Source organism: Vreelandella piezotolerans, assembly GCF_012427705.1.
GTDB classification, from domain to species: Bacteria; Pseudomonadota; Gammaproteobacteria; order Pseudomonadales; family Halomonadaceae; genus Vreelandella; species Vreelandella piezotolerans.
This window is the reverse complement of sequence record NZ_CP048602.1, coordinates 533,857-554,447: the sequence shown is the minus strand read 5'-3', so window position 1 is coordinate 554,447 and position 20,591 is coordinate 533,857. Positions and strand designations below refer to the sequence as shown.

General features: G+C 60.9%; 21 protein-coding genes. 3 read left to right on the top strand and 18 right to left on the bottom strand.

Annotated features, from left to right (window positions below):
- The first annotated feature begins 16 nt into the window (after positions 1 to 16).
- Positions 17 to 211 carry a cell division protein ZapB gene (zapB, locus tag GYM47_RS02555; protein ID WP_139528290.1) on the top strand — a complete coding sequence of 65 codons (195 nt, stop codon included), beginning with the start codon at positions 17 to 19 and terminating at the stop codon, positions 209 to 211.
- Here zapB and rimI read toward each other — a convergent pair.
- The 8 genes from rimI to GYM47_RS02515 form a co-directional block, all read right to left on the bottom strand.
- Positions 208 to 654: a ribosomal protein S18-alanine N-acetyltransferase gene (gene rimI / locus GYM47_RS02550; protein WP_231125619.1), complete on the bottom strand. Its 447-nt coding sequence runs from the start codon at positions 652 to 654 to the stop codon at positions 208 to 210. The two genes, zapB and rimI, sit on opposite strands and share 4 nt — an antisense overlap.
- On the bottom strand, positions 651 to 1,457 hold the full coding sequence (locus GYM47_RS02545) for a hypothetical protein (protein ID WP_153843432.1): 807 nt from the start codon (positions 1,455 to 1,457) through the stop codon (positions 651 to 653). Before GYM47_RS02545 ends, rimI begins: the two co-directional genes overlap by 4 nt.
- Positions 1,454 to 1,762, bottom strand: coding sequence for a BolA family protein (locus GYM47_RS02540; RefSeq protein WP_139528287.1), 309 nt, complete (start codon positions 1,760 to 1,762; stop codon positions 1,454 to 1,456). Before GYM47_RS02540 ends, GYM47_RS02545 begins: the two co-directional genes overlap by 4 nt.
- A 40-nt stretch (positions 1,763 to 1,802) precedes the next feature.
- The gene (locus tag GYM47_RS02535) at positions 1,803 to 3,206 is read right to left on the bottom strand and encodes an MFS transporter (RefSeq protein ID WP_153843431.1); all 1,404 of its coding nucleotides are present in this window, start codon (positions 3,204 to 3,206) and stop codon (positions 1,803 to 1,805) included.
- An 89-nt stretch (positions 3,207 to 3,295) separates the two neighbouring features.
- Positions 3,296 to 3,682, bottom strand: a complete 387-nt coding sequence (locus GYM47_RS02530; protein WP_137093711.1) for a hypothetical protein — start codon at positions 3,680 to 3,682, stop codon at positions 3,296 to 3,298.
- 89 nt (positions 3,683 to 3,771) lie between these two features.
- On the bottom strand, positions 3,772 to 5,283 hold the full coding sequence (lysS, locus tag GYM47_RS02525; protein WP_153843430.1) for a lysine--tRNA ligase: 1,512 nt from the start codon (positions 5,281 to 5,283) through the stop codon (positions 3,772 to 3,774).
- Positions 5,284 to 5,317: 34 nt separating this feature from the next.
- Positions 5,318 to 6,416 (bottom strand): peptide chain release factor 2 gene (gene prfB / locus GYM47_RS02520; RefSeq protein WP_139528284.1). Its coding sequence is split into 2 segments (ribosomal slippage): positions 5,318 to 6,340 and positions 6,342 to 6,416, totalling 1,098 coding nucleotides; the frame shifts between segments, so codons are not numbered across the junction.
- A 272-nt stretch (positions 6,417 to 6,688) separates the two neighbouring features.
- The gene (locus GYM47_RS02515) at positions 6,689 to 8,041 is read right to left on the bottom strand and encodes an OmpP1/FadL family transporter (RefSeq protein ID WP_153843429.1); all 1,353 of its coding nucleotides are present in this window, start codon (positions 8,039 to 8,041) and stop codon (positions 6,689 to 6,691) included.
- A 262-nt stretch (positions 8,042 to 8,303) separates the two neighbouring features.
- Here GYM47_RS02515 and GYM47_RS02510 point away from each other — a divergent pair, with 262 nt between their 5' ends.
- Both GYM47_RS02510 and GYM47_RS02505 read left to right on the top strand, forming a co-directional pair.
- Positions 8,304 to 8,750, top strand: a complete 447-nt coding sequence (locus tag GYM47_RS02510) for a MerR family transcriptional regulator (RefSeq protein ID WP_139528282.1) — start codon at positions 8,304 to 8,306, stop codon at positions 8,748 to 8,750.
- A complete protein-coding gene (locus GYM47_RS02505) occupies positions 8,723 to 11,236 on the top strand; it encodes a heavy metal translocating P-type ATPase (protein ID WP_231125618.1) in 2,514 nt (837 codons plus the stop codon). The genes GYM47_RS02510 and GYM47_RS02505 overlap by 28 nt, the downstream gene beginning before the upstream one ends.
- An 88-nt stretch (positions 11,237 to 11,324) precedes the next feature.
- Here GYM47_RS02505 and GYM47_RS02500 read toward each other — a convergent pair whose 3' ends face one another.
- From GYM47_RS02500 to rpsP, 10 genes are all read right to left on the bottom strand, one after another.
- Positions 11,325 to 11,942 carry a YitT family protein gene (locus tag GYM47_RS02500; protein WP_153843428.1) on the bottom strand — a complete coding sequence of 206 codons (618 nt, stop codon included), beginning with the start codon at positions 11,940 to 11,942 and terminating at the stop codon, positions 11,325 to 11,327.
- Between the two features lie 71 nt (positions 11,943 to 12,013).
- Entirely contained in the window at positions 12,014 to 13,810 is a 1,797-nt protein-coding gene (locus GYM47_RS02495) for a single-stranded-DNA-specific exonuclease RecJ (RefSeq protein ID WP_153843427.1), read from the bottom strand.
- 6 nt (positions 13,811 to 13,816) lie between these two features.
- Positions 13,817 to 15,205: a threonine synthase gene (thrC, locus tag GYM47_RS02490; RefSeq protein WP_139528279.1), complete on the bottom strand. Its 1,389-nt coding sequence runs from the start codon at positions 15,203 to 15,205 to the stop codon at positions 13,817 to 13,819.
- Between the two features lie 3 nt (positions 15,206 to 15,208).
- The gene (locus tag GYM47_RS02485) at positions 15,209 to 16,525 is read right to left on the bottom strand and encodes a homoserine dehydrogenase (RefSeq protein WP_139528408.1); all 1,317 of its coding nucleotides are present in this window, start codon (positions 16,523 to 16,525) and stop codon (positions 15,209 to 15,211) included.
- A gap of 85 nt (positions 16,526 to 16,610) precedes the next feature.
- Positions 16,611 to 17,402 carry a DsbC family protein gene (locus GYM47_RS02480; protein ID WP_139528278.1) on the bottom strand — a complete coding sequence of 264 codons (792 nt, stop codon included), beginning with the start codon at positions 17,400 to 17,402 and terminating at the stop codon, positions 16,611 to 16,613.
- Positions 17,377 to 18,258: a site-specific tyrosine recombinase XerD gene (gene xerD / locus GYM47_RS02475; RefSeq protein WP_139528277.1), complete on the bottom strand. Its 882-nt coding sequence runs from the start codon at positions 18,256 to 18,258 to the stop codon at positions 17,377 to 17,379. The genes GYM47_RS02480 and xerD overlap by 26 nt, the downstream gene beginning before the upstream one ends.
- A gap of 104 nt (positions 18,259 to 18,362) precedes the next feature.
- Positions 18,363 to 18,719, bottom strand: a complete 357-nt coding sequence (gene rplS / locus GYM47_RS02470) for a 50S ribosomal protein L19 (RefSeq protein WP_054640811.1) — start codon at positions 18,717 to 18,719, stop codon at positions 18,363 to 18,365.
- Between the two features lie 147 nt (positions 18,720 to 18,866).
- A complete protein-coding gene (gene trmD / locus GYM47_RS02465) occupies positions 18,867 to 19,643 on the bottom strand; it encodes a tRNA (guanosine(37)-N1)-methyltransferase TrmD (protein WP_153843507.1) in 777 nt (258 codons plus the stop codon).
- 77 nt (positions 19,644 to 19,720) lie between these two features.
- Positions 19,721 to 20,266, bottom strand: a complete 546-nt coding sequence (gene rimM / locus GYM47_RS02460) for a ribosome maturation factor RimM (RefSeq protein ID WP_139528276.1) — start codon at positions 20,264 to 20,266, stop codon at positions 19,721 to 19,723.
- A gap of 51 nt (positions 20,267 to 20,317) precedes the next feature.
- Positions 20,318 to 20,566, bottom strand: a complete 249-nt coding sequence (gene rpsP, locus GYM47_RS02455; RefSeq protein WP_009098555.1) for a 30S ribosomal protein S16 — start codon at positions 20,564 to 20,566, stop codon at positions 20,318 to 20,320.
- Positions 20,567 to 20,591: the final 25 nt, after the last annotated feature.

The window sequence follows — 20,591 nt, the reverse complement described above, 5'->3', positions numbered from 1 at the left end:
GTTACTGGAGGTAGGCATGAGCCTTGAGCTGTTCAATCAGTTGGAACAAAAAGTCACCGACACCGTCGAGGCGTTGGAGATGATGAAGCTGGAAAACGAAGAGTTACGCAACGAAAACGCGCAGTTGAAGCAAGAGCGTGAAGAGTGGGAGCGCCGCTTGCAGAGTGTCCTCAGCAAGTTCGATGGCATGGACGACAGCAGCGCCTCCTAAGCCAGCGCTCGCGACATCAGCAGCGCATCTTCCCGCCCGGTCGCGCCGTCGGCGGCCGGGTAGTAGCCCTTCCGACGGCCATCCTCCTGAAACCCTGCCTGCCGATAGAGCGCAATAGCTCGCAGATTGCTGGCGCGCACTTCCAGCAGTAATCGCTCTGCTTGCCAGTGTGTGGCCAAGGTAATGACCTCACCCAACAAGCGTCGTGCCCTGCCTTGCCCCTGACACTCAGGCCGCACGCCAATGGCCTGGAGCTCGGCATCGAACGGGAGTTGCGCGATCACGGCATAGCCTGCGAGCACGTCGCCCTGCCAATCGCCCAAGACCCACGTTTGGTCATCGGCTAACGCCTCCGCCAACTGCTGGCCACTGGCGCCGCTTTGGGCGAGGGCTTCCAGTTTCAGAAGCGGAGCTCGATGGTCCGGACGCAAACGCTCGATCACGCATCGCCCCACTGCTTGCCTAAAGCCACCAAACGCGGCCATAGCGCACGTTTGGCATTCGCGTCTTGGGTCAGCGCAGCCAGCGAGGGCCCTTGCCAAACCGGTAGCGCGAGCGTTTCGCTATGCCCACCATCGAGCGCGATGACGCGCTCCAAATCGGGCGTTGCGCTCTCAGCGCCCCACCAAAGCACCTGCTCTAATTGCCAACCTTGCCGACTTACCGCACCGGCAATAAACGCTGCCACGCCCTCTTGCGCTTCTTCAAGGGGCTCTTCAGGCTCGAAGGCAGTGGCCATGGGCGGCCAGGTGAAGTGAATCACCGCGGGCAGCTCGCCATGTCCGATGCCCGCAGCACGCAGCATGTTGGCCAGCAGCTGCTGCTCGACCGCCGAGATCTCGCCTTCACAGAGACTGAGCCAGCGCCCGTCGATGCAAGCGCAGGAGAGGCTGAACGTCAGTGGCTCGGCGCGTTCGACCTGTGTTGTCGGTTCAAGCTCTGTGCTCGCCTCTGGCTGAGATACCTGCTCTGTGGGCGTTGGCTGGCCCAGCAGCGCTTTGACGGCCGAGGGTGACGCAGCGACTTTGGGGGCAAGATCGGATTCACGACCGGGCTGGCGAGAGGGCTGGCGCGCGGGGGCGTCGTCGAGCAGCGCCTGCAAGCGCTCGCGCGGTGCCGCTTTGGCCGGTGCGTCTTGCCACTCACAGACGTCAGTGGGCAGGGCGTTGGGTAACTGATAACGGGACGCCCAGGACGTAATGCCCATGGCATCCAGATAGTGCCGACGAGTGACTTCTTGGGTCACTGGCCGCCGCCACGACAGTTGGGAGAGTTGGGACGCTCGCTGCCGCGCGCCTGCCACTCGCGGGGCGTATACAGGTGTAGCGCCAGCGCGTGGACAGGGCCCGAGAGTTCGTCAGCCAACAGGGCATATATTTGCTGATGACGCTTCACCGGCATCATACCGTCGAAGCTGTCGCTTACCAGGGTCACTTTGAAGTGCGTTTCCGAGTTGGCCGGCACGTTGTGCATGTGGCTCTCGTTCTCGACTCGGAGCACGTCTGGGGTTAGCGCCGCCAACTTTTGCTCGATTTGTGTCTGTATCGCCATGGGACTCTCCTTCCGTCAGCAACGGCCCTATTGTACGCCGTTACTCGCCAACAGACGATGCCCTCCGCTCGACGAGCGCCCGCTGGGCCAACGACACACGGGAAAGACTTGCCAGCAATGCCAACAGCGTCGTCCCTGCCCCCAACCAGAGGGTTAACTGAACGGGCGATCCAAGCGCCAGCGCCGCGCCGACCAGCGCAACCCCGAGTGACTGCCCCACCGTGCGCGTGGTGCTCATCACGCCGGACACGTTGGCGCTACGCTCAGGCGGCAGGCTGCCCATCATTTCCCGGTTATTGGGCGGCTGAAAAAGCCCGAAGCCAATCCCGCAAAGGGCCGTTCGCCACAAGCTTCCCGCGACCCCCGTACTCTCGTCCACCAGCGCCAACGCCACCAACCCGACGATCAGCAGCAGCAGCCCCGTACTCGACAGCAGGCTGGGGTTGAAGCGATCTGCCAAACGCCCTGCGACCGGCCCCACCAGCATGATCGCCAGCGGCCAGGGCGTGAACAGCCACGCAGTCTCCAAGGGCGAAAATCCCATCTGCTCCTGATAAAAGAACGACAGCGCCACAAAGGTGAGTCCCTGGCCGATAAACGCTAGCCCCGACGCGGACACCGCCAGCGTGAAACGCTTTTCGGCAAACACGCTTAGCGGCAGTAACGGGTAAGGCGCCCGCCGCTGGCGACGCACAAATAGCGCGCAGCCCACTACCGCCAGCAGCCCCCATCCGCCGCTTTGCCACACCGGTGCGGCGTGGCCCACGGCATCCATGGCGATAAAAAAGCTCGCCAGCATCAGCATCGAGTAAAGCGCCCCCAGCGTATCGAAGCCACCTTGGCGCGGGGTCTCTCTCGGCAGCGCTCGGCGGGCCAGCCAGAGCGAGCAGAGCCCTAGCGGCACGTTGAGCGCGAACAGCCACGGCCAGTCCGCGAACGAGAGAATGACGCCACTGAGGGTAGGGCCTGCGGCATAACCGCCCGCCACGACCAGCGCACTGAGCCCCAGCGCGCTGCCGAGCAGACGGGACGGAAAAATGGCGCGGTAGAGCGACGGCCCAATGGAGAGCGTGGCCGCTGCGCCCAAGCCTTGCAGCGCACGAAACACGAGTAGCGTTTCGAGGTTACGCGACAGCGCGGCACCGAGTGCCGCCATTACGAAGGTGGCCAAACCCAACAGGTAGAGCCGTCGTCGGGTTATCAGCTCGCTGACACCGGCAAACACCAATAAAAAGGCCGCGCAAACGACCTGAAACAGGTTAGTGATCCACACCGCCCGGGATGCCGACACGCCTAAATCAGCGGCGATGGTGGGCAAGGCCAAATTGATCATGGTGGTATCGACCACCGCCATTAGCGTGCCGGTCACGAGCGCCAGCACGGCCAATAGGCGCTCGGGCCCAGGCAGGCCGTCGTCGCCGGGGCGAGTTTCAAACAGTCGCATGGTGATGAGTTCCTGAACAACACCCTCTGAAACGGCAAAACCGGCCGAAGCCGGTTTTACAGTGCGCTTAGCATAAGAATACTAGCACGCTAATCTTGCTCATGGTCGAGCAGCAGCGAGTCATCGACATCGGAGATTTCCAACGCCGTTTCGTCATCCAGGTCGATGGCGAGGTAGCTATGCTCCACGCGCAGGAAGTCCTGAAACAGCGACCAGTCGAGTTTTTCTGGCCACTGACGCTCATCCTCTTCCCAAGCACGCAGCTCGGTTTCTAGGATTTCTACGTGACGTTCACGAACGAATGTCTCCAGCGCCTCTGGGGTATCCATCTCAGGGATCAGGTAGACCGTACTTTCACGTTCGACGTCGTCCAGGGTCAGGTCGTCGTCTCCCATGGTGGGTTCGAGCGCATTGATCCAGTCCACGAAGGTCTGGGTCGGCCTGACGCTCAGGGCAGAGCGATTAAGCAGTTTCATGGGATTCTCCTCGCCGTCGAAACGTTGACCATTATGGGCGCTAAATCGCGCCCTTACCAACTTTTCGTCCGCTAGCGCCACGTTTGACGTCAATCAACTTCGGGACGCATCGCCGGGAATAGCAGCACGTCACGAATGGAGGGGCTGTCGGTGAACAGCATCACCAACCGGTCGATACCGATCCCCTCGCCCGCTGTCGGCGGCATGCCGTACTCCAAGGCGCGCACGTAGTCAGCGTCGTAGTACATGGCTTCCAGGTCACCGGCGTCTTTTTCGGCCGCCTGCTCGCGGAAGCGCTCTGCTTGGTCTTCGGCGTCGTTCAGCTCCGAGAAACCGTTGGCGATCTCGCGGCCACCGACGAAGAACTCGAAGCGATCGGTGACGAAGGGGTCGGCATCGTTACGCCGCGCCAGCGGGCTGACCTCTGCCGGGTACTCGGTGATGAACGTCGGCTGATCGAGCTGGTGCTCGGCCACCTCTTCGAAAATCTCGGTTTGGACTTTACCCAGCCCCCAACTCTCTTTCACCTTGATGCCGAGCCTTTCCGCCGTTGCACGGGCGGCGTCCAGGGTATCCAGGTCGGCGTCGGTGATGCCGTCACCGTGATCCAGAATCGCCTGGCGCAGGGTGAGGCGCTTGAAGGGCTGGCCGAAATCGTAGCTGGCCCCTTGGTAGGTGATCGTGGTGGTGCCGAGCACCTCCTGCGCGGCGGTGCGCAGCATGGCTTCGGTCATGTCCAGCAGGTCGCGATAATCCGCGTAGGCCCAGTAGAACTCCACCATGGTGAACTCGGGGTTGTGGCGCGTGGACAAGCCCTCGTTACGGAAGTTGCGGTTGATCTCGAACACTCTCTCGAAACCACCCACCACCAGACGCTTCAGGTAGAGCTCTGGGGCAATACGCAGATACATGTCGATGTCCAGCGCATTATGGTGGGTGATGAACGGACGCGCCGCCGCGCCGCCGGGGATCGGCTGCAGCATCGGCGTTTCCACTTCCATGAAACCACGGGCTTCGAAGAAACGGCGCATGGAGCTGATCACCGCCGCGCGGGTCTCGAACACCTTACGCGACTGCGGGTTCATGATCAGGTCCAAGTAGCGCTGGCGATAGCGTGCTTCTTGGTCGGTCAGGCCGTGGAACTTGTCCGGTAGCGGACGTAGGCTCTTGGTCAGCAGCTGCGCCTCGACCATCAACACGTACAGGTCGCCCTTGCCGGATTTGTGCACCGGGCCGCGGGCAGCCACGATGTCGCCGATATCCCAGCCTTTGATGTCTTCCAGGACGTCTTCCGGCAGCCCCTTTTTATCCACGTAAAGCTGGATCTGGCCCGCCACATCCTGAATCACGATGAAAGGACCGCGTTTGCGCATCACGCGACCGGCCACCGACGCCTGATGATCCAGCGCTTCCAGCTCGGCTTTGTCTTTCTCACCCAGCAGGTTGTGCAGCTCGACGGTGAGGCTGTCGCGGCGGAAATCGTTCGGGAAAGCGCTCTTGCCCTGCTCGGCCGCTCGCTCACGGCGAGCCGCCAGCTTGGCACGGCGCTCGGCGATCAGGTGATTTTCGTTATCGAGAGAAGACGCGTCTTGGTTAGCCATCGGGCACCCTATTTCTGTTCAAACGCTAAAAAGATTACAAACCCTGCTTCAGGCTGGCGACGATGAACTGATCCAAGTCCCCGTCGAGCACCTTGTCACAGTTGCTGGACTGAACGCCGGTACGCAGATCTTTAATGCGCTGATCATCCAGTACGTAAGAGCGAATTTGGCTGCCCCAACCGATATCGGCTTTGGAGTCTTCCGCCTCCTGCTTGGCCGCATTGCGCTTTTGCATTTCGTGTTCCCACAGCTTCGCCTTCAACTGCTTCATGGCGAAATCGCGGTTGGCGTGCTGGCTACGCTGGCTCTGACACGCCACCACGATACCGGTCGGCTCGTGGGTAATCCGTACTGCCGAGTCGGTGGTATTGACGTGCTGACCACCGGCACCGCTGGAACGATAGGTATCGACACGCAGATCCGATGGATTGATCTCGACCTCGAAGCTGTCGTCGATTTCCGGCGACAGAAATACCGAGGCAAACGAGGTGTGACGGCGGCCGCCGGAGTCGAACGGACTCTTGCGCACCAAACGGTGAACGCCGGTTTCGGTACGCAGCCAGCCAAAGGCGTGGTCACCTTGAATATGCAGCGATGCCGATTTGATGCCAGCGACTTCGCCCGCCGAGATTTCGATGATCTCGGTTTTAAACCCGTGGCTCTCGGCCCAGCGCAAGTACATGCGCAGCAGAATGTTGGCCCAATCCTGGGCTTCGGTGCCCCCGGAGCCCGATTGAATATCCAGGTAGGCGTTGTTCTCGTCCATTTCTCCCGAGAACATGCGGCGAAACTCGAGCTTTTCCAGAGCGCCCTGTAAGCCGTCGAGCTCTTTGCGTACTTCCTCGACGGTGCCCTCGTCCTCTTCCATCTCGGCGAGCTCCAGCAGGTCGCGGCTATCCGCTAGCCCCTGGTCCAGCTCGTCGATAGTCGCCACGATGGCCTCGAGGGTGGCGCGCTCTTTACCCAATTTCTGGGCATAGTCGGGGTCGTTCCAGACGTTGGGATCTTCGAGTTCGCGGGAGACTTCCTCTAGCCGATCTTTACGCTCGGCATAGTCAAAGATACCCCCTAAGAACGTCTGTCCGCTCAGACAGGTCCTTGATCTGGTGATGAATCGGGTTGGTTTCCAACATGGATCGCTTTGGCCTTGGTCGGTGACTGGGTTTGTAAATGGACGACGTCTCCTGCACGCTGGATGGTAGCGTAAAAGAGACAGGCGCCGCTGTGGCAGCTCACGGTTAGGTGGTCGACACCTGCGCAAGCTACCCCAGCGGCGTTATTCTGGGACGCATTGTAACGAAACCCAGCGCTCACCGCACCCACCCAGCCCTTTGCGCATCACGTAAAAAACCCGGCCGAAGCCGGGTCAGTAGGTCGAAGACCGATCAGTAAGCGCGAGCGTCGATCAGAACCGATAGGTCAACTGGGCACCGAAACCATGGGCTTCGTTTTTGTAGTCGGCTGAGTAAGTCGCGCCGCCGACGGGAATACCACCGGTTTGGGCACTGGCAAGCAGGTCTTGGCGATCTTGCTCAACAAAGGTGCTGCGCTCGGTGAGGTAGGAGTAGGCAAAGTCCAGCGTCAAGTCAGGGGTCGGACTCCAGCCTGCGCCAAGCGAGAAGATGCGCCGGTCATCGGACGGAATACGTACGCTGCGGTCTTGGTCATTGGTAGGCGTGAAGTCTAACGTCACACCTGCACGCAGGGCTAAGGTCGGCGTTAACTGATACTCACCGCCTGTGGCAAAGGCCCAGGCATTCGAGTAGTTTTGCTGCTCGTTGGTAATTTCATTGCCCTGGCTGCCTACAATCGAGATTTCTTCAAACTGGCTCCAGCGCACCCAGGAAGCCCCGAACATCAACTTCAGGCGATCCGTCATTTGCTGCGTCAACGATAAGTTGACCGTTTCAGGCGTGGTCAAGTCCAGGCTCGCCGTATCGGCACGCACGACGTTACCCAGCGGATCTGTGGCTTGGAAGGTGCCCTCCAGCTCGTAATCCACTGCCGAGCGATAGGTCAAGCCCAACGTGGTCTCGGGTACCGGCTGATAAATAACACCCAGGTTATATCCCCAACCGTCATCGTCACCCTCTACCCGAGAGTCGATGTCGCCTGCTGCATTAAAGGCTGCGCTGGTGGGCAACTGGCGACGCAGCTCACCCTCTACTTGGTTATACGTAATACCGATACCGGCCGACCACTGATCGTTAAAACGGTATGAAACGGTCGGCTGGGCGCTCACGACACGTAGTTCGGTATAGTCGCCAAAATAGCGGCCTTGGAACGTATCTTCGTACTCGGTTTTAGAACCAAACGGCGCATAGACACCAAAGCCGAACGCCAGCTGTTCGTTGACAGGATGAGCATAAAACGCGAAGGGAACCAGCGTGCCGGGCACCATATCGCCATCGTTAGTACCTGGGATGCCACCCACAGGTATCTGCACACCATTCGGTGCGCCACCCTGAGCAACCCCAGCATCCAACGTACGGCTAGCGCTCACATTACTAATATCCGTATCGACGCTCAGAAAAGTACCGCCCGCCGTAATCTGGGCGCGGTCGAGGAACGACATACCCGCCGGGTTACCGTACACGATCGTGGCATCATGAACGTTGGAGCTGCGTCCTGCATGGCCGTAACCCTGGCCGCTGACGCTCTGCTCGTTGATTTGATATCCGCCTGCGTTGGCTTGGCTAGCAAAAGCTACTGATGCTACCGCGGCCACTAGGGTTAGTTTTTTGAAGTTATTATGCATTGTGGGCCTCTCTCCCGATGATCCGGCGGATTCTGCCATCCACCCGCGTTGTTCTTACACCTCAGTTTTCGCCCAATGTCGGGTTTGGTTCAAGGGCAAACGAGCGTTTTATTTTGTTTTTTGCTTATACATTAGTCGCACGACTGTTTTAAATCAGTGTTTTAGTCCTTTCGGCTGAGTGACCAGCAACGCTTGACCTATGGGTTACCCAAAGGTTTTACACTCACAATACGTTAACCACACACAGGGGTTGGGCATGCCAATGAGCGATTTAAAAGTGGGGGAGCTCGCCAAGCGTGCTCACGTGACGCCTGAGACGGTACGCCACTATACGCGCGAAGGCCTGCTCTCCCCCCGCCGGCATCCTGAAAACGGCTACCAGCTCTTTTCTAATAACGACCTGGAGCGTCTGCACTTTATTCAGCGAGCGCGAAAATTGGGGTTTAGCGTCGCGGAAATCCGCGACATTTTGGCCCATGCCGACCAAGGCGACTCCCCCTGCCCGCTAGTGCGCGATCTGCTCGCTCACCGGCTGCCGCAAATACGCGCACGCATTGCCGAACTCGAAGCACTCGCCCAGCGAATGGAACAGGCACTGGAAAGTTGGCAGGACATGCCCGATGGCACCCCGGATGGCCACAGCCTGTGCCGCTTGATCGAAAGTTTTCCCGAGGAGGCCCCATGCAGCACGACACCGAGCAAACCATGATGCTGACCCGCACCGTGCCGGGCATGAACTGCCAGGGCTGCGTCAAGCGCATGCGCGAGGCCATTCAAGCGCATGACCCAGCGGCCCAAGTGGAGGGCTTTCCGGCAGAAAAGCGTCTGGAAGTGGCCAGTTCCCTCGACGATCAAGCGCTGGATAGTGCTCTCAACGAAGCGGGCTACCCACCCAGCAACGACACAAGTGACGTATCTCACCAAGACGCGCCGTCGTCCACCGACTCACAGAGCACTCCCGTGGCTGCGCCCCAACAGCGCCTGCTAATTAGCGGCATGACCTGCGCGGGCTGTGTCAAAAGCGTCGAAAAAGCGCTTGCCAACACGCCCGGCGTCAGCGGCGCCTCGGTGAATTTCGGCACCCACACCGCACACATCACCGGCAGCGCTACTCAGGAAGCGCTAATGGCCGCCGTGGCCGAAGCGGGCTATCGCGCCGAACCGATCGTGGATATGCGTGACGCCGAGCGCACGCGCGAGGCGCAAGAGGCCGTTACCTACCGCCAGCGCCTAAAGGGCAGCGTGCTGTCACTCTCCCTCGCGATTCCGCTGATGATGAGCATGTTCGTCTATCACCCACACGCCATGGGCGTGGGCCGCCTGTACTGGCTGGTGATTGGCCTGCTGACGCTCGCCATTTTGGCCTTTCCTGGGCGGCACTTTTTCACCAACGCCTGGAAACAGCTCAAGCATCATCAGGCCAACATGGACACCCTGGTGGCAATGGGCACTGGCACCGCCTGGCTCTACTCGATGATGGTGGTGCTCTTCGCCCCCTGGCTGCCGGAGGTGGCTCAGGGCATCTATTTTGAAGCGTCGGCCATGGTGGTGGGGTTGATTCTCCTGGGTAACGCCATGGAGTTACGTGCCCGCGGTCGCACGAGCAATGCGCTTAAACGGCTGCTCGACCTGCAGGAGAAAACCGCCCGGGTGATCCGCAACGGCGTCGAACAAGAGATCGCGGTGGACGACGTCGCGCTGGATGACCGTATCCGCGTGCGCCCAGGCGAGCGGCTTCCGGTAGATGGCGTGGTACTCGACGGCCAGAGCTATATCGATGAGTCGATGCTCACCGGCGAACCCGTGCCAGTGCACAAAACGGCGGATGACGAGGTCAGTGCGGGCACGGTGAATGGCAACGGCAGTTTAGTCTACCGCGCCACGCGCATCGGCCGCGATACCCGTTTGGGACGCATTACCGAGCAGGTCGCCAGCGCCCAAAACTCTCGCCCACCGATTGGTGAGCTGGCCGATAAAATCTCAGGCGTGTTCGTGCCCGCCGTGATGATCATGGCCGTGTCGACGGCCCTTGCCTGGTACAACCTGGGGCCTGCCCCGGTGGTCATTCATATGCTGGTCACTGCCACGACCGTGCTGATCATTGCCTGCCCCTGCGCGCTGGGCTTGGCCACCCCGATCTCCACCATGATTGGCGTGGGCAAAGCCGCCGAGCATGGCGTACTGGTGCGCAGCGGAGAGGCGCTGCAAACCGCGAGCCGCCTGACCACCCTGGTGGTCGATAAAACGGGAACGCTGACCGAGGGCAAACCGCGCGTCACCGAGGCAACGGTGCTGCATAACGACAGCCCCCAAGTGCTGGCCTGGGTGGCCGCCCTAGAGAGCCGCTCGGAACACCCGCTGGCCAAAGCGCTGACGGCCTACGCCGAAGAGCACGACGCCCGCCCCGATACGCTGGCTAGCTTTGATAGCGTGACCGGCGGCGGTGTGAAAGGCACCAGCCAAGCCAATGACGCGCTGCTGCTGGGCAATGCGCGGCTATTGGAGGAGGCTGGAGTCGACCTCTCCCCAGCGGACGAGCACATTCGCCAGCTGGAAGCCAAGGCGCGCTCGCTGGTCTATTTAGCGGTGAACGGCAAGCTGGCCGCCCTTTTCGGCGTTAGCGACCCGCTGCGCAACGATGCCGCGGCCGCCGTGAAGCGCTTGCAGGACGATGGGTTAACCGTGGTAATGCTCACGGGCGATAACGAGCATACCGCCGCTGCGGTGGCCCGCGAGGTCGGCATTAGCCAGTTCAAGGCTGGGATGACGCCCGATGACAAACATGCAGAGATCGAGCGCCGCCAAGCGGTGGGCGAAGTCGTTGGCATGGTGGGCGACGGCATCAACGATGCCCCCGCACTGGCCCGAGCCAACGTCGGCTTTGCCATTGGTCAGGGCACCGATATCGCCATGGAGAGCGCCGGTATCACGCTGATGCGCGGCTCGCTGCACGGCGTGGCCACCGCAATCGAACTGAGTCGGGCCACGCTGACCAACATCAAGCAGAACCTGATCGGCGCGTTTGGCTATAACGTGCTGTGCATCCCAATTGCCGCCGGCGTGCTCTACCCGATGACCGGCATGCTGCTCTCACCGATCCTTGCTGGGGCGGCCATGTCGCTCTCGTCGATCACCGTGGTCAGCAACGCCAACCGCCTGCGGTTATGGAAGCCCAGCCAACAGGAGGCCGTATGAGTTTACTGATCAACCTTGCGGGTATTGCCATCATTGGCTTGATCGTCTGGTGGTTTTGGCTTAACTAGATGATTTTACGTCATCACGGCTAGCTCACCCCGATATAACGCCCTGGCTTATGGTTCAGAGCGATGATTAGATTGAGCATCAGCGCGCCGAGTACCGAGTAGCCTACTCGATCCAGGGGGAGCTGAGTCAGGGCAATCAGCAGAATCACGCCGTCAATGCCGAGCTGCACATAGCCCGCCCGCAGGCCGTGTTTGTCCTGCAGGTAGAGGGCGAGAATGTTGATACCGCCAAGGCTGGTACGGTGGCGAAACAGCATCAGCATGCCAATGCCCATCAGCGCCCCGCCCATCAGCGCCGCGTAGAGCGACGGCACGTTGGCAAATTCGACCCACCCCTGGGTGAGCTCGGAGAACAGCGAGACCAAGCCAATGGCGACAAAGGTGCGCAGCGTAAAGCTCCACCCCATGCGTTTGATCGCCAGATAGTAAAACGGCAGGTTGATGGCAAAAAACCAGACGCCAAAACCCCACCCGGTCAGGTAATTGAGCAGTAGCGCCATCCCTGCGGTGCTACCGGTGAGCAACACCGCGTGGGTATAGAACGTCACCCCGAGTGCGACGAACAGCGTCCCCAACAACATCGCCATGATGTCTTCGTAGGGCTTGTGGGGGTCCTTGGGAAGATCTTCCATGCGCATGAGAGCGTCCTTTTTTGGGATTATTGGAGCGGCCGCTCGAGCGGCCAAGGACGCGAGGATAGCGGAGAGCGTTAAACGGGGCTAGCGTGCTCCACCATCAGCTGCAGCGACTCGCGTCCCCGCCAGCGGTTACGATTGAGCTTGTACGCGCAGTGCAGCGTGTCGCCCACGCCAAACGAGGGCAGCTCCCCCGGCGTGAGAGCGCGAAACCAAATCGCTTTGCGGGTCACCGCTCCCATGGAGAGCTCCATCATTAGGTGTGAACCCTCCGCCCCAACGGGGCGTAACGCCTCGACGATAAAGCGCCCTTCGAACAGCGGCGGATCGAACTCCCGCCCGTAGGGGCCCAAGGTCTCGATCTCTTCCAGCGTGGCCAACGAGAGCTGGGCAGTCGAGAGCTCGCCATCGGTCCACAGACGCGGGTAGAGCGGTGTATCGCCCAACTGCTCGCTCACCGCCTGCAAAAACGCCGTTTTGAAGGTATCGAGCTGCTCCCGCGGCACGCCGACGCCTGCGGCACCACTGTGCCCGCCGAAGCGCGGCAGCGCCTCGGGCGCAAGCTCGAAGGTGCGCTGCAGGGCATCCCTTAGGTGCAGCCCCTCGATGGAGCGCCCGGAGCCGGTGAGCATATTAGGTGCCGCTGCCCGCGTCAGCACCACGGCTGGACGCCCGTAGGCCTGGACCAGCCGCGAGGCGACGATGCCCTGCACGCCGGGGTGGCCATCTTCCAGAAGCACCACGACGGCAGGCTCGTTGGCCTCCAAAGCAGGTGCGGCGAGCGCCCGCGCCTCCTCGGCCATATCCGCTTCGATGGCCTTGCGCGATTGGTTATCCTGATCGAGCACCTCGAGCTGCCGGTTCGCGACGCCGTCACTCTCGGCCAGCATGAAGTGAAGTGCCGCGTAGGGGTCGTCCAATCGTGAGCGAGCGTTGATTCTCGGCCCCATCTGAAACGCCAGTGTTTCGGCATTGAAGGGCACGCTGTCGGCCCCTAAGCGCGCGGCCATGGCTCGCCAGCAGGCGGCGTCCATGCGGTTGATTAGCGTCAGGCCATGGCTGACCACCGCCCGATTGGCGGGGCTTCCGCCTAGCGAGACGCAGTCCGCCACGGTGCCTAACGCCACGTAGGAGAGCCACGGCGAGAGCTTCGGCGTGGCCTCGGGCAGCGCGCCCCACTCCACCAGTACACTGCGGGCGAGTGACATCAGAAGCCACGCCACCATGCAGCCTGCAATGGTTTTATCCGGGTAAGCGCAGTCGCCGCGGGTCGGGTTCACGCAGGCGTAGGCCGAGGGCGGCGGGCCCTCCAGGGGCAGCGCGTGGTGGTCGCTGACCACCACATCGATACCCGCTGCTTTCAAGCGCGCAATGCGCGGCTCGTCAGAACTGCCGCAGTCGGCGGTAATCACCAGCGTCGGCAGCGGTTTTAAGCTCAGCGTTCGATCCACCAGCGGCAGGCTGATGCCGTAGCCATCGTGAATACGGTGGCCAATCAAACTGTGCAGCTTGTGCTCGGGCACGCCAAACAGCTCGACCAGCGTGCGCCGAATGACCACGTGGGAGGTGATGCCATCCACATCGTAGTCGGTCAGAATACCGATAGACTCGCCCTCGGCGACCGCTTGAGCAACGCGCTCCGCCGCACGAGGGCCATCGGCGAGTTTTTCAGGATGGACGAGATAGCGCAGGCTCGGTGACACCAGCGGCGCCAACTCACCGGTATAGCCTGGCAGCCGGGAGGCCAACAGCCGCGCCTGCAGCTCGCTCAGTCCTTCTGACTGGGCACGTAAATAGACAGCCTCGTCCAGGGGACGAGGCTCTAAGCGGGGATGGTGACTCTGCTGAGAAAGGGGTGACACCTGGGTCATATCACCTCAGCGGCGGTTGTCAGCAACGAACTGCTGGACCGCGCTCAATTCGGCGGGCAACACCGTGTAGCGCTCTTCGCGCTCCAGCAGGTCGTCCATGTGGGTCGGCAGCGGTACGCCCTGGAAGCCCGCTTTCACCACGGCTTCGGCGAACTTTGCCGGGTGCGCGGTAGCCAGGGTGATCATCGGTGTGGTGGTATCCACACGCGCCCGCTCGGCCGCGCGGTAGCCAGTGGCCGTGTGCGGGTCGAGAATTTCCCCGGTGCGATGATGCGCTTCTCGAATCACTTCCAGGATCGTCTCGTCATCGACGCTGTAGCTCGCGAACTTCTCGCGCAGCTTGGCCAGCGGCGCATCGGCAAGCGCGGTGGGCGCTTGCTGGAAGCGCTCCAGCAGCGCGGCCACGGCGGCCCCGTCGCGGTCGTAGGCATCGAACAGTAGGCGCTCGAAATTGGACGACACGACGATATCCATGGAAGGCGCCAGCGTGGCTGCCAGCTCTTTCTTGGAGAAGTCGTTGGCCGCGAGCGTGCGGTGCAGAATGTCGTTGGCGTTGGTGGCGATGATGAACTGCTTCACCGGCAGGCCCATCTTGTAAGCCATATAGCCTGCAAAGACGTTGCCGAAGTTGGCCGAGGGCACGCAGAAGCTCACTTCCCGCTGGGGCGCACCCAACGCCACGCCAGCGGCCACGTAGTAGACGATCTGGGCCATGATGCGCGCCCAGTTGATCGAGTTCACCGCCACGAGCCGCGTGCCGTTCAAGAAGTCTTGGTTGGCAAAGCTGGCCTTGACCATCGCCTGGGCGTCGTCGAAGTTGCCCTCAATGGCGATGTTGAAGACGTTGTCGGCAAGCACCGAGGTCATCTGGCGACGCTGCACTTCGGAGACGCGGTTGTGGGGGTGCAGAATGAAAATATCGAGGTTGTCGCAGTGGCGGCAGCCTTCGATGGCCGCCGAGCCGGTATCCCCGGACGTGGCCCCCATGATCACCGCGCGCTCACCGCGCTTTTTCAGGAAGTGGTCCAGCAGTCGTCCCAGCAGTTGCAGCGCCACGTCCTTGAAGGCTAGTGTCGGGCCGTGAAACTGCTCCAGCAGGAAGTGGCTGGCATCCAGCTGCTTCAACGGCACCACCGCGTCGTGGTTGAACGTGGCATACGCCTCGGTCACCAGACGGCGGAAGGTCTCGTCATCGATCTCACCGTTGACGAACGGCTTCATCACCCGAAAGGCGATCTCGGCGTAGGAGAGCCCGGCCATGCTGGCCAGCTCCTCTTTGGAGAATTCGGGCAGCGTTTCCGGAACGTAAAGACCGCCGTCGCTAGCCATGCCGGTGAGCACTACCTCTTCGAAAGAGAGCGCGGGCGCTTGCCCACGCGTGCTGATATAGCGCATCGGTTACTCTCCCTCGTCCAGGCTTTCCACGCGAATTCGCGTGACGGGGCCTGCAATATCCGCCATGGCTTCGATCTCACGGATCGCTTCGTTCATCTGCTTCTCTTTGGTGCGATGCGTCAGCAGAATGATCGGCACCAGTTCGCCTTCGGTGGCCTCTTTTTGAATCAGTGCCTCGATGGAGATGCCCTGCTCGGCCAAAATCGTGGCCACGCGGGCCAGCACGCCAGGACGGTCCACCGCCAGCAGGCGCAGATAGTACGCCGTGGTGATCTCTTCCATCGGCATGATCGGCAGCTGACTAACGTCTTCGTCGATGCCGCTAAACGCCAGATAAGGCACGCGGTAGTGGTGGTCGGTGGCAATGTCCCGCGCCACGTCCAGCAGATCGGCGACCACGGCTGACGCCGTAGGCTCGGCACCGGCACCCGCGCCGTAATAGAGCGTGGGACCAACCGCATCGCCCATCACCGCAATGGCGTTTTTCACGCCGTGTACATTGGCGAGCAGACGCTCTTTGGGAATCAGCGTGGGGTGAACACGCAGCTCTAACCCTTGATCGGTGCGCTTGGAGATCCCCAGATGCTTGATGACGTAGCCGAGGTTGTCGGCCTGCTCCACGTCCTCGGCGGTAATGCGGGAGATCCCTTCGGTGAAGGCTTTTTCGAACTGCAGCGGCACACCGTAGGCAATGGAAGCCAGGATGGTCAGCTTGTGCGCCGCATCGATGCCTTCCACATCGAACGTCGGGTCGGCTTCGGCATAGCCCAGCGCCTGGGCTTCGGCCAACACGTCTTCGAAGGCACGGCCTTCGTCGCGCATGTGGGTCAAAATGAAGTTGCCGGTGCCGTTGATGATACCGGCCACCCACTCGATACGGTTGGCCCCCAGACCTTCACGCAGCGACTTGATGACCGGAATGCCGCCCGCCACGGCGGCTTCGAAGGCGACGATCACCCCCTTTTCATGGGCGGCACGGAAAATTTCGTTACCGTGGACGGCGATCAGCGCCTTATTGGCGGTGACCACGTGTTTGCCGTTGGCAATCGCGGTGAGCACCAGTTCACGGGCGATATCGTAGCCGCCAATCAGCTCGACCAGTACGTCCACATCGGGGTTGTTGGCGACTTCGAACACGTCGGTCGTCGCTTTGATGCCGGTAATGTCGCAGTCGGGATGAATACTGCGGTGGGCTACCTGCTCGATCACGATCGGGCGGCCTGCACGGCGGCTGATATCGTCCGCGTTGCGCGTCAATACGTTGAAGGTGCCACCACCGACAGTACCTAACCCACAAATGCCTACTCTTACCGGTTTCAAAATACGTCCCCTTTCATGTTGGGCACCCGCAGGTGCCGCTTCTTGAATCAGTGTCTCAGCGTGTTCGTTCGTCACTCATGTGACGTTATTCGTCTTCCAAGCCTAACATGGCCACGAGCCGCTCGGGGGGCACGAAGCCAGGCACCATTTGCCCATCGGGCAGGATGATCGCGGGCGTGCCTTGCACCCCTAGCGCTTGCCCCAGCGCGTATTGATCGGCCACCGGATTGTCGCAGCTGGCCGAAGCGGCGATCGTCTGGCCCTCTTTGGCCCGATTCATCGCTTCGCTACGGTTGTCGGAGCACCATACCTGCTGCAAGGTCTCGGCGGCACCGCTGCCCATCCCGGCCCGCGGGAAGGCGAGATAGTGTACCGCAATTCCCCGCTCGTTGAGCTCGGGAATGGTCTCATGAAGGCGCTCGCAGTAGGGGCAGGTAGGGTCGGTAAATACCACCACCGTGGCCTTGGGCTCATCGATGGCTCTAAACACGACGCGCTCGCTCTCGGGAATCGCCGCTAGCGCCGCTGCGCGCTCTTGGTTGCGAGCCTGCTCGGTCAGATTCACCAGCCCATTATCCCCGTTTTGATAAAGGTCCCCTACCAAAAAATGACTACCGTCTGCATTGGCGTAAAACGACTCACCACTCTCCAGGCGTACATGGTAGATCCCTTCCATCGGCGTGGCGCTCACCTGCTCTACCGGCATTGGCTGGCCGTTCACCTGCAAGCTGTCAGCCAAGCGTTCGGCCACGTCATCGGCGAAGGCAGCCGCAGGGATTAAACTACTCGCCAGCACCAGCCAGGGAACACAGGATTTCGCAACGGTCGGCATACGTAGGTGCATTCTTTGATTAACCTCGCGGATGGTGTTCAGCATGCAGTTGCTCCAGGCGCGCCTGGGCAACATGGGTATAAATTTGCGTGGTGGACAGGTCACTATGACCCAACAGCAACTGTACGACCCGCAAATTCGCCCCATGATTCAATAAATGGGTCGCAAAGGCGTGGCGCAGCGTGTGAGGAGAAAGCGGCCGAGCAATGCCCGCCGTGATGGCATGGGCTTTGATACGATGCCAAAACGTTTGCCGCGTCATGGCCTTATCGCCTCGACCAGGGAACAGCGCCGGGCGTGTGGGGTCTTGCATCAGCGTTGGCCGCGCCGTTTCGATATAGTGTGCCAGCCAAGCAGCGGCCTCGTCCCCCATGGGCACCAGGCGATCTTTATCGCCTTTACCGCGTACCCGCACCACGCCTTGGCGCAGGTTGATCGCGTCGCCGGTCAGCCCGACCAGCTCCGACACTCGTAGCCCGCAGGCGTAAAGCAGCTCCAGCATGGTGCGATCACGCACACCCAGCGGCGTGCCCACATCCGGGGCTAGCAACAAACGCTCGACTTCGTCTTCTTCCAACGTATCGGGCAGGCTGGGGCGCACTTTGGGGAGCGACACGTTGGCCAGCGGGTCGCTGTCGATATGACCATACAGTCGTGCCCAGCGATAAAAACTGCGTAGCGACGACAACATCCGTGCATTGCTGCGCAGCTGGTATCCCTGCTCGCGGCGCTGCTCCATCCAAGCGCCAAACCGCGCGGGGGACGCCGTGAGCAACGTTTCATCATCGCGCTCGAGCTGCTCTTGCCAAGCGGTCAAATCACGACGGTAGGCCGCTAGCGTATGGTCGCTGGCGCCCTGCTCTAACCACAGAGCATCCAGATACGCATCGATCACGCTCATCGGCTAACGGTCTCATTGCAAAGCCATAAACAAAAACCCCGCCCCGCAAAGCGGTGACGGGGTTTTCCGTATCCGAGCGCCAGGCGCTCGAGAAAAAGTGGCGATTAAGCCAGCTTTTCCTTGATACGCGCCGACTTACCGCTACGCTCACGCAGGTAGTACAGCTTGGCTTGACGAACGTCACCGCGACGCTTGACTTCGATGGAGTCTACCAGCGGGCTGTAGGTCTGGAAGGTACGCTCGACGCCAACACCGTGGGAGATTTTACGCACGGTGAAAGCGGAGTTCAGGCCACGGTTACGCTTACCGATGACCACACCTTCAAACGCCTGCAGACGCTCACGAGTGCCTTCTTTTACTTTAACCTGAACGACGATGGTGTCGCCCGGTGCAAAAGCAGGAATCTCTTTGCTCATTTGCTCGGCTTCGATCGCCTGGATCACCTTGTTCTTGCTGCTCATCTTCATACTCCTAAATAACGTAATGGCTTGCCACGCAGTCGTGGAAGGGGCAAACCGTGATCCCGGCGCTCGAAGCGAGCTACGCGGGAGTCGTTATGGGTGACGCAGGTACGCACGGCTGTCGTCGTCCTGCACCGCCGCTTTGTGCTACGGGCGGGCAACCGCCGTAGAGGACAAAGCGTATTCCTCGATAAACTCGTCTAGCAGCGTTTGCTGCTCGGCGTTAAGAGTACGTCCTGCCAACAGATCAGGACGACGCTGCCAGGTACGCCCCAGCGACTGCTTCAACCGCCAGCGCTTGATGGCTGCATGATTTCCGCTAAGCAGCACGTCAGGCACTCGGCGCCCGTCAATCACTTCAGGACGGGTATAGTGCGGGCAGTCTAACAAACCGTCGTTAAACGAGTCTTCGATAGCGGAATCCTGGTGGCCCAGCACGCCGGGTACCAGCCTTGCCGCTGCGTCGATCAGCACCATCGCGGGCAGCTCGCCGCCGCTCAGCACATAGTCGCCAATCGACCACTCTTCATCGATGTCACTCTCCACCACACGCTCGTCGATACCTTCGTAGCGCCCGGCGACCACGACCAGCGGGCCTGCCGACGCGAGCGTTTGAACACCCTGCTGATCCAACCGACGCCCTTGGGGCGACAGGTAGATCACCGTTGGCGTCAGGCCGGTGGCCTGCTCGGCACGTTGGCGCGCATCAAAGATAGCCGCTCGGAGCGTATCTACCTTCATCAGCATGCCTGGGCCGCCGCCATAGGGGCGATCGTCCACGCTGCGGTGGCGGTCGGTGGCATAATCACGCGGATTCCAGAACTCAAGGGCAATGCGCTGCTTCTCTACCGCTCGACCGATCACACCTTGCTGGGTTATCGCATCGAACATGTCGGGAAACAGCGATACCACGCCAATCCACATCGCCGGTACGTCTGTCGCGTCCTCTTCGAGCACCGCTGGATCGTCCGCTGGCTGTTCGTTCAAAGCGTCTTGGCTCATCAGAACTCAGGATCCCAGTCGACCACCATACGGCCATCTTCCAGGTCGATCTCAACGATCACATCATCGGGCAAAAAGGGTAACAGCCGCTCGCGCTTGTCGATTGCGTCGTTATCACCGCGTACCACCATGACATCGTTCGCGCCGGTCTCGAACAGGTAGCTGACCTGCCCTAACCGTTCGCCTGACCGAGTGAAGACGGTAAGGCCTTCGAGCTCATGCCAGTAATACTCGTCGTCGGTAAGCTCGGGCAGCGCCTCTTTGGGCATCAGGATGTCCGCTTGGGCCAACCCTTCGGCTGCCGTTCGATCATCCACGCCTTTCAGCTGCACGACAAGCCCTTTGCCTTGCCGACTCCCCTGCAAGACGGTCATGCGCGTGAGGGTTTCCCCTTGGCGCACCCACCATTCGGGGTACTCTAGAATGCTGTCCATGGGATTGGTATAGGAGTACACCTTTAGCCACCCTTTGATCCCGTGAGGGCTGGTGAGCTTACCAAGCACCACATGCGTGTCGTCAGTATGGCCAGTATTGAAACGCGTCATCGACGACCACTCCCGCTACAACAGCATCGATTGCTACAGCGTGCGACAGGCTTACGCCTGTTTGCGCGCTTCCTTGACCAGCTCGGCAACACGACCAGACAGCTGGGCGCCTTGGCTCTGCCAGTGAGTGACGCGATCCAGATCGACGCGCAGACGTTCTTCTTGACCACGGGCGACCGGGTTGAAGAAGCCGATACGCTCGATGAAACGGCCGTCACGGGCGTTACGAGAGTCGGTCACGGTCAGGTGATAAAAGGGACGCTTTTTGGCGCCACCACGTGCCAAACGAATGGTAACCATACGATAACTATCCTTCGGTTGAGGT

Coding starts and splice junctions, on each gene's coding strand:
- thrC (WP_139528279.1), bottom strand. CDS start 15,205: ATGCGCTATATCAGCACGCGTGGGCAAGCGCCCGCGCTCTCTTTCGAA.
- rpsP (WP_009098555.1), bottom strand. CDS start 20,566: ATGGTTACCATTCGTTTGGCACGTGGTGGCGCCAAAAAGCGTCCCTTT.
- GYM47_RS02505 (WP_231125618.1), top strand. CDS start 8,723: ATGCAGCACGACACCGAGCAAACCATGATGCTGACCCGCACCGTGCCG.
- GYM47_RS02510 (WP_139528282.1), top strand. CDS start 8,304: ATGAGCGATTTAAAAGTGGGGGAGCTCGCCAAGCGTGCTCACGTGACG.
- xerD (WP_139528277.1), bottom strand. CDS start 18,258: ATGAGCGTGATCGATGCGTATCTGGATGCTCTGTGGTTAGAGCAGGGC.
- rimM (WP_139528276.1), bottom strand. CDS start 20,266: ATGACGCGTTTCAATACTGGCCATACTGACGACACGCATGTGGTGCTT.
- rplS (WP_054640811.1), bottom strand. CDS start 18,719: ATGAGCAGCAAGAACAAGGTGATCCAGGCGATCGAAGCCGAGCAAATG.
- trmD (WP_153843507.1), bottom strand. CDS start 19,643: ATGTGGATTGGCGTGGTATCGCTGTTTCCCGACATGTTCGATGCGATA.
- GYM47_RS02495 (WP_153843427.1), bottom strand. CDS start 13,810: ATGACCCAGGTGTCACCCCTTTCTCAGCAGAGTCACCATCCCCGCTTA.
- GYM47_RS02530 (WP_137093711.1), bottom strand. CDS start 3,682: ATGAAACTGCTTAATCGCTCTGCCCTGAGCGTCAGGCCGACCCAGACC.
- lysS (WP_153843430.1), bottom strand. CDS start 5,283: ATGGCTAACCAAGACGCGTCTTCTCTCGATAACGAAAATCACCTGATC.
- GYM47_RS02540 (WP_139528287.1), bottom strand. CDS start 1,762: ATGGCGATACAGACACAAATCGAGCAAAAGTTGGCGGCGCTAACCCCA.
- GYM47_RS02515 (WP_153843429.1), bottom strand. CDS start 8,041: ATGCATAATAACTTCAAAAAACTAACCCTAGTGGCCGCGGTAGCATCA.
- zapB (WP_139528290.1), top strand. CDS start 17: ATGAGCCTTGAGCTGTTCAATCAGTTGGAACAAAAAGTCACCGACACC.
- GYM47_RS02480 (WP_139528278.1), bottom strand. CDS start 17,402: ATGCTGAACACCATCCGCGAGGTTAATCAAAGAATGCACCTACGTATG.
- GYM47_RS02535 (WP_153843431.1), bottom strand. CDS start 3,206: ATGCGACTGTTTGAAACTCGCCCCGGCGACGACGGCCTGCCTGGGCCC.
- GYM47_RS02500 (WP_153843428.1), bottom strand. CDS start 11,942: ATGCGCATGGAAGATCTTCCCAAGGACCCCCACAAGCCCTACGAAGAC.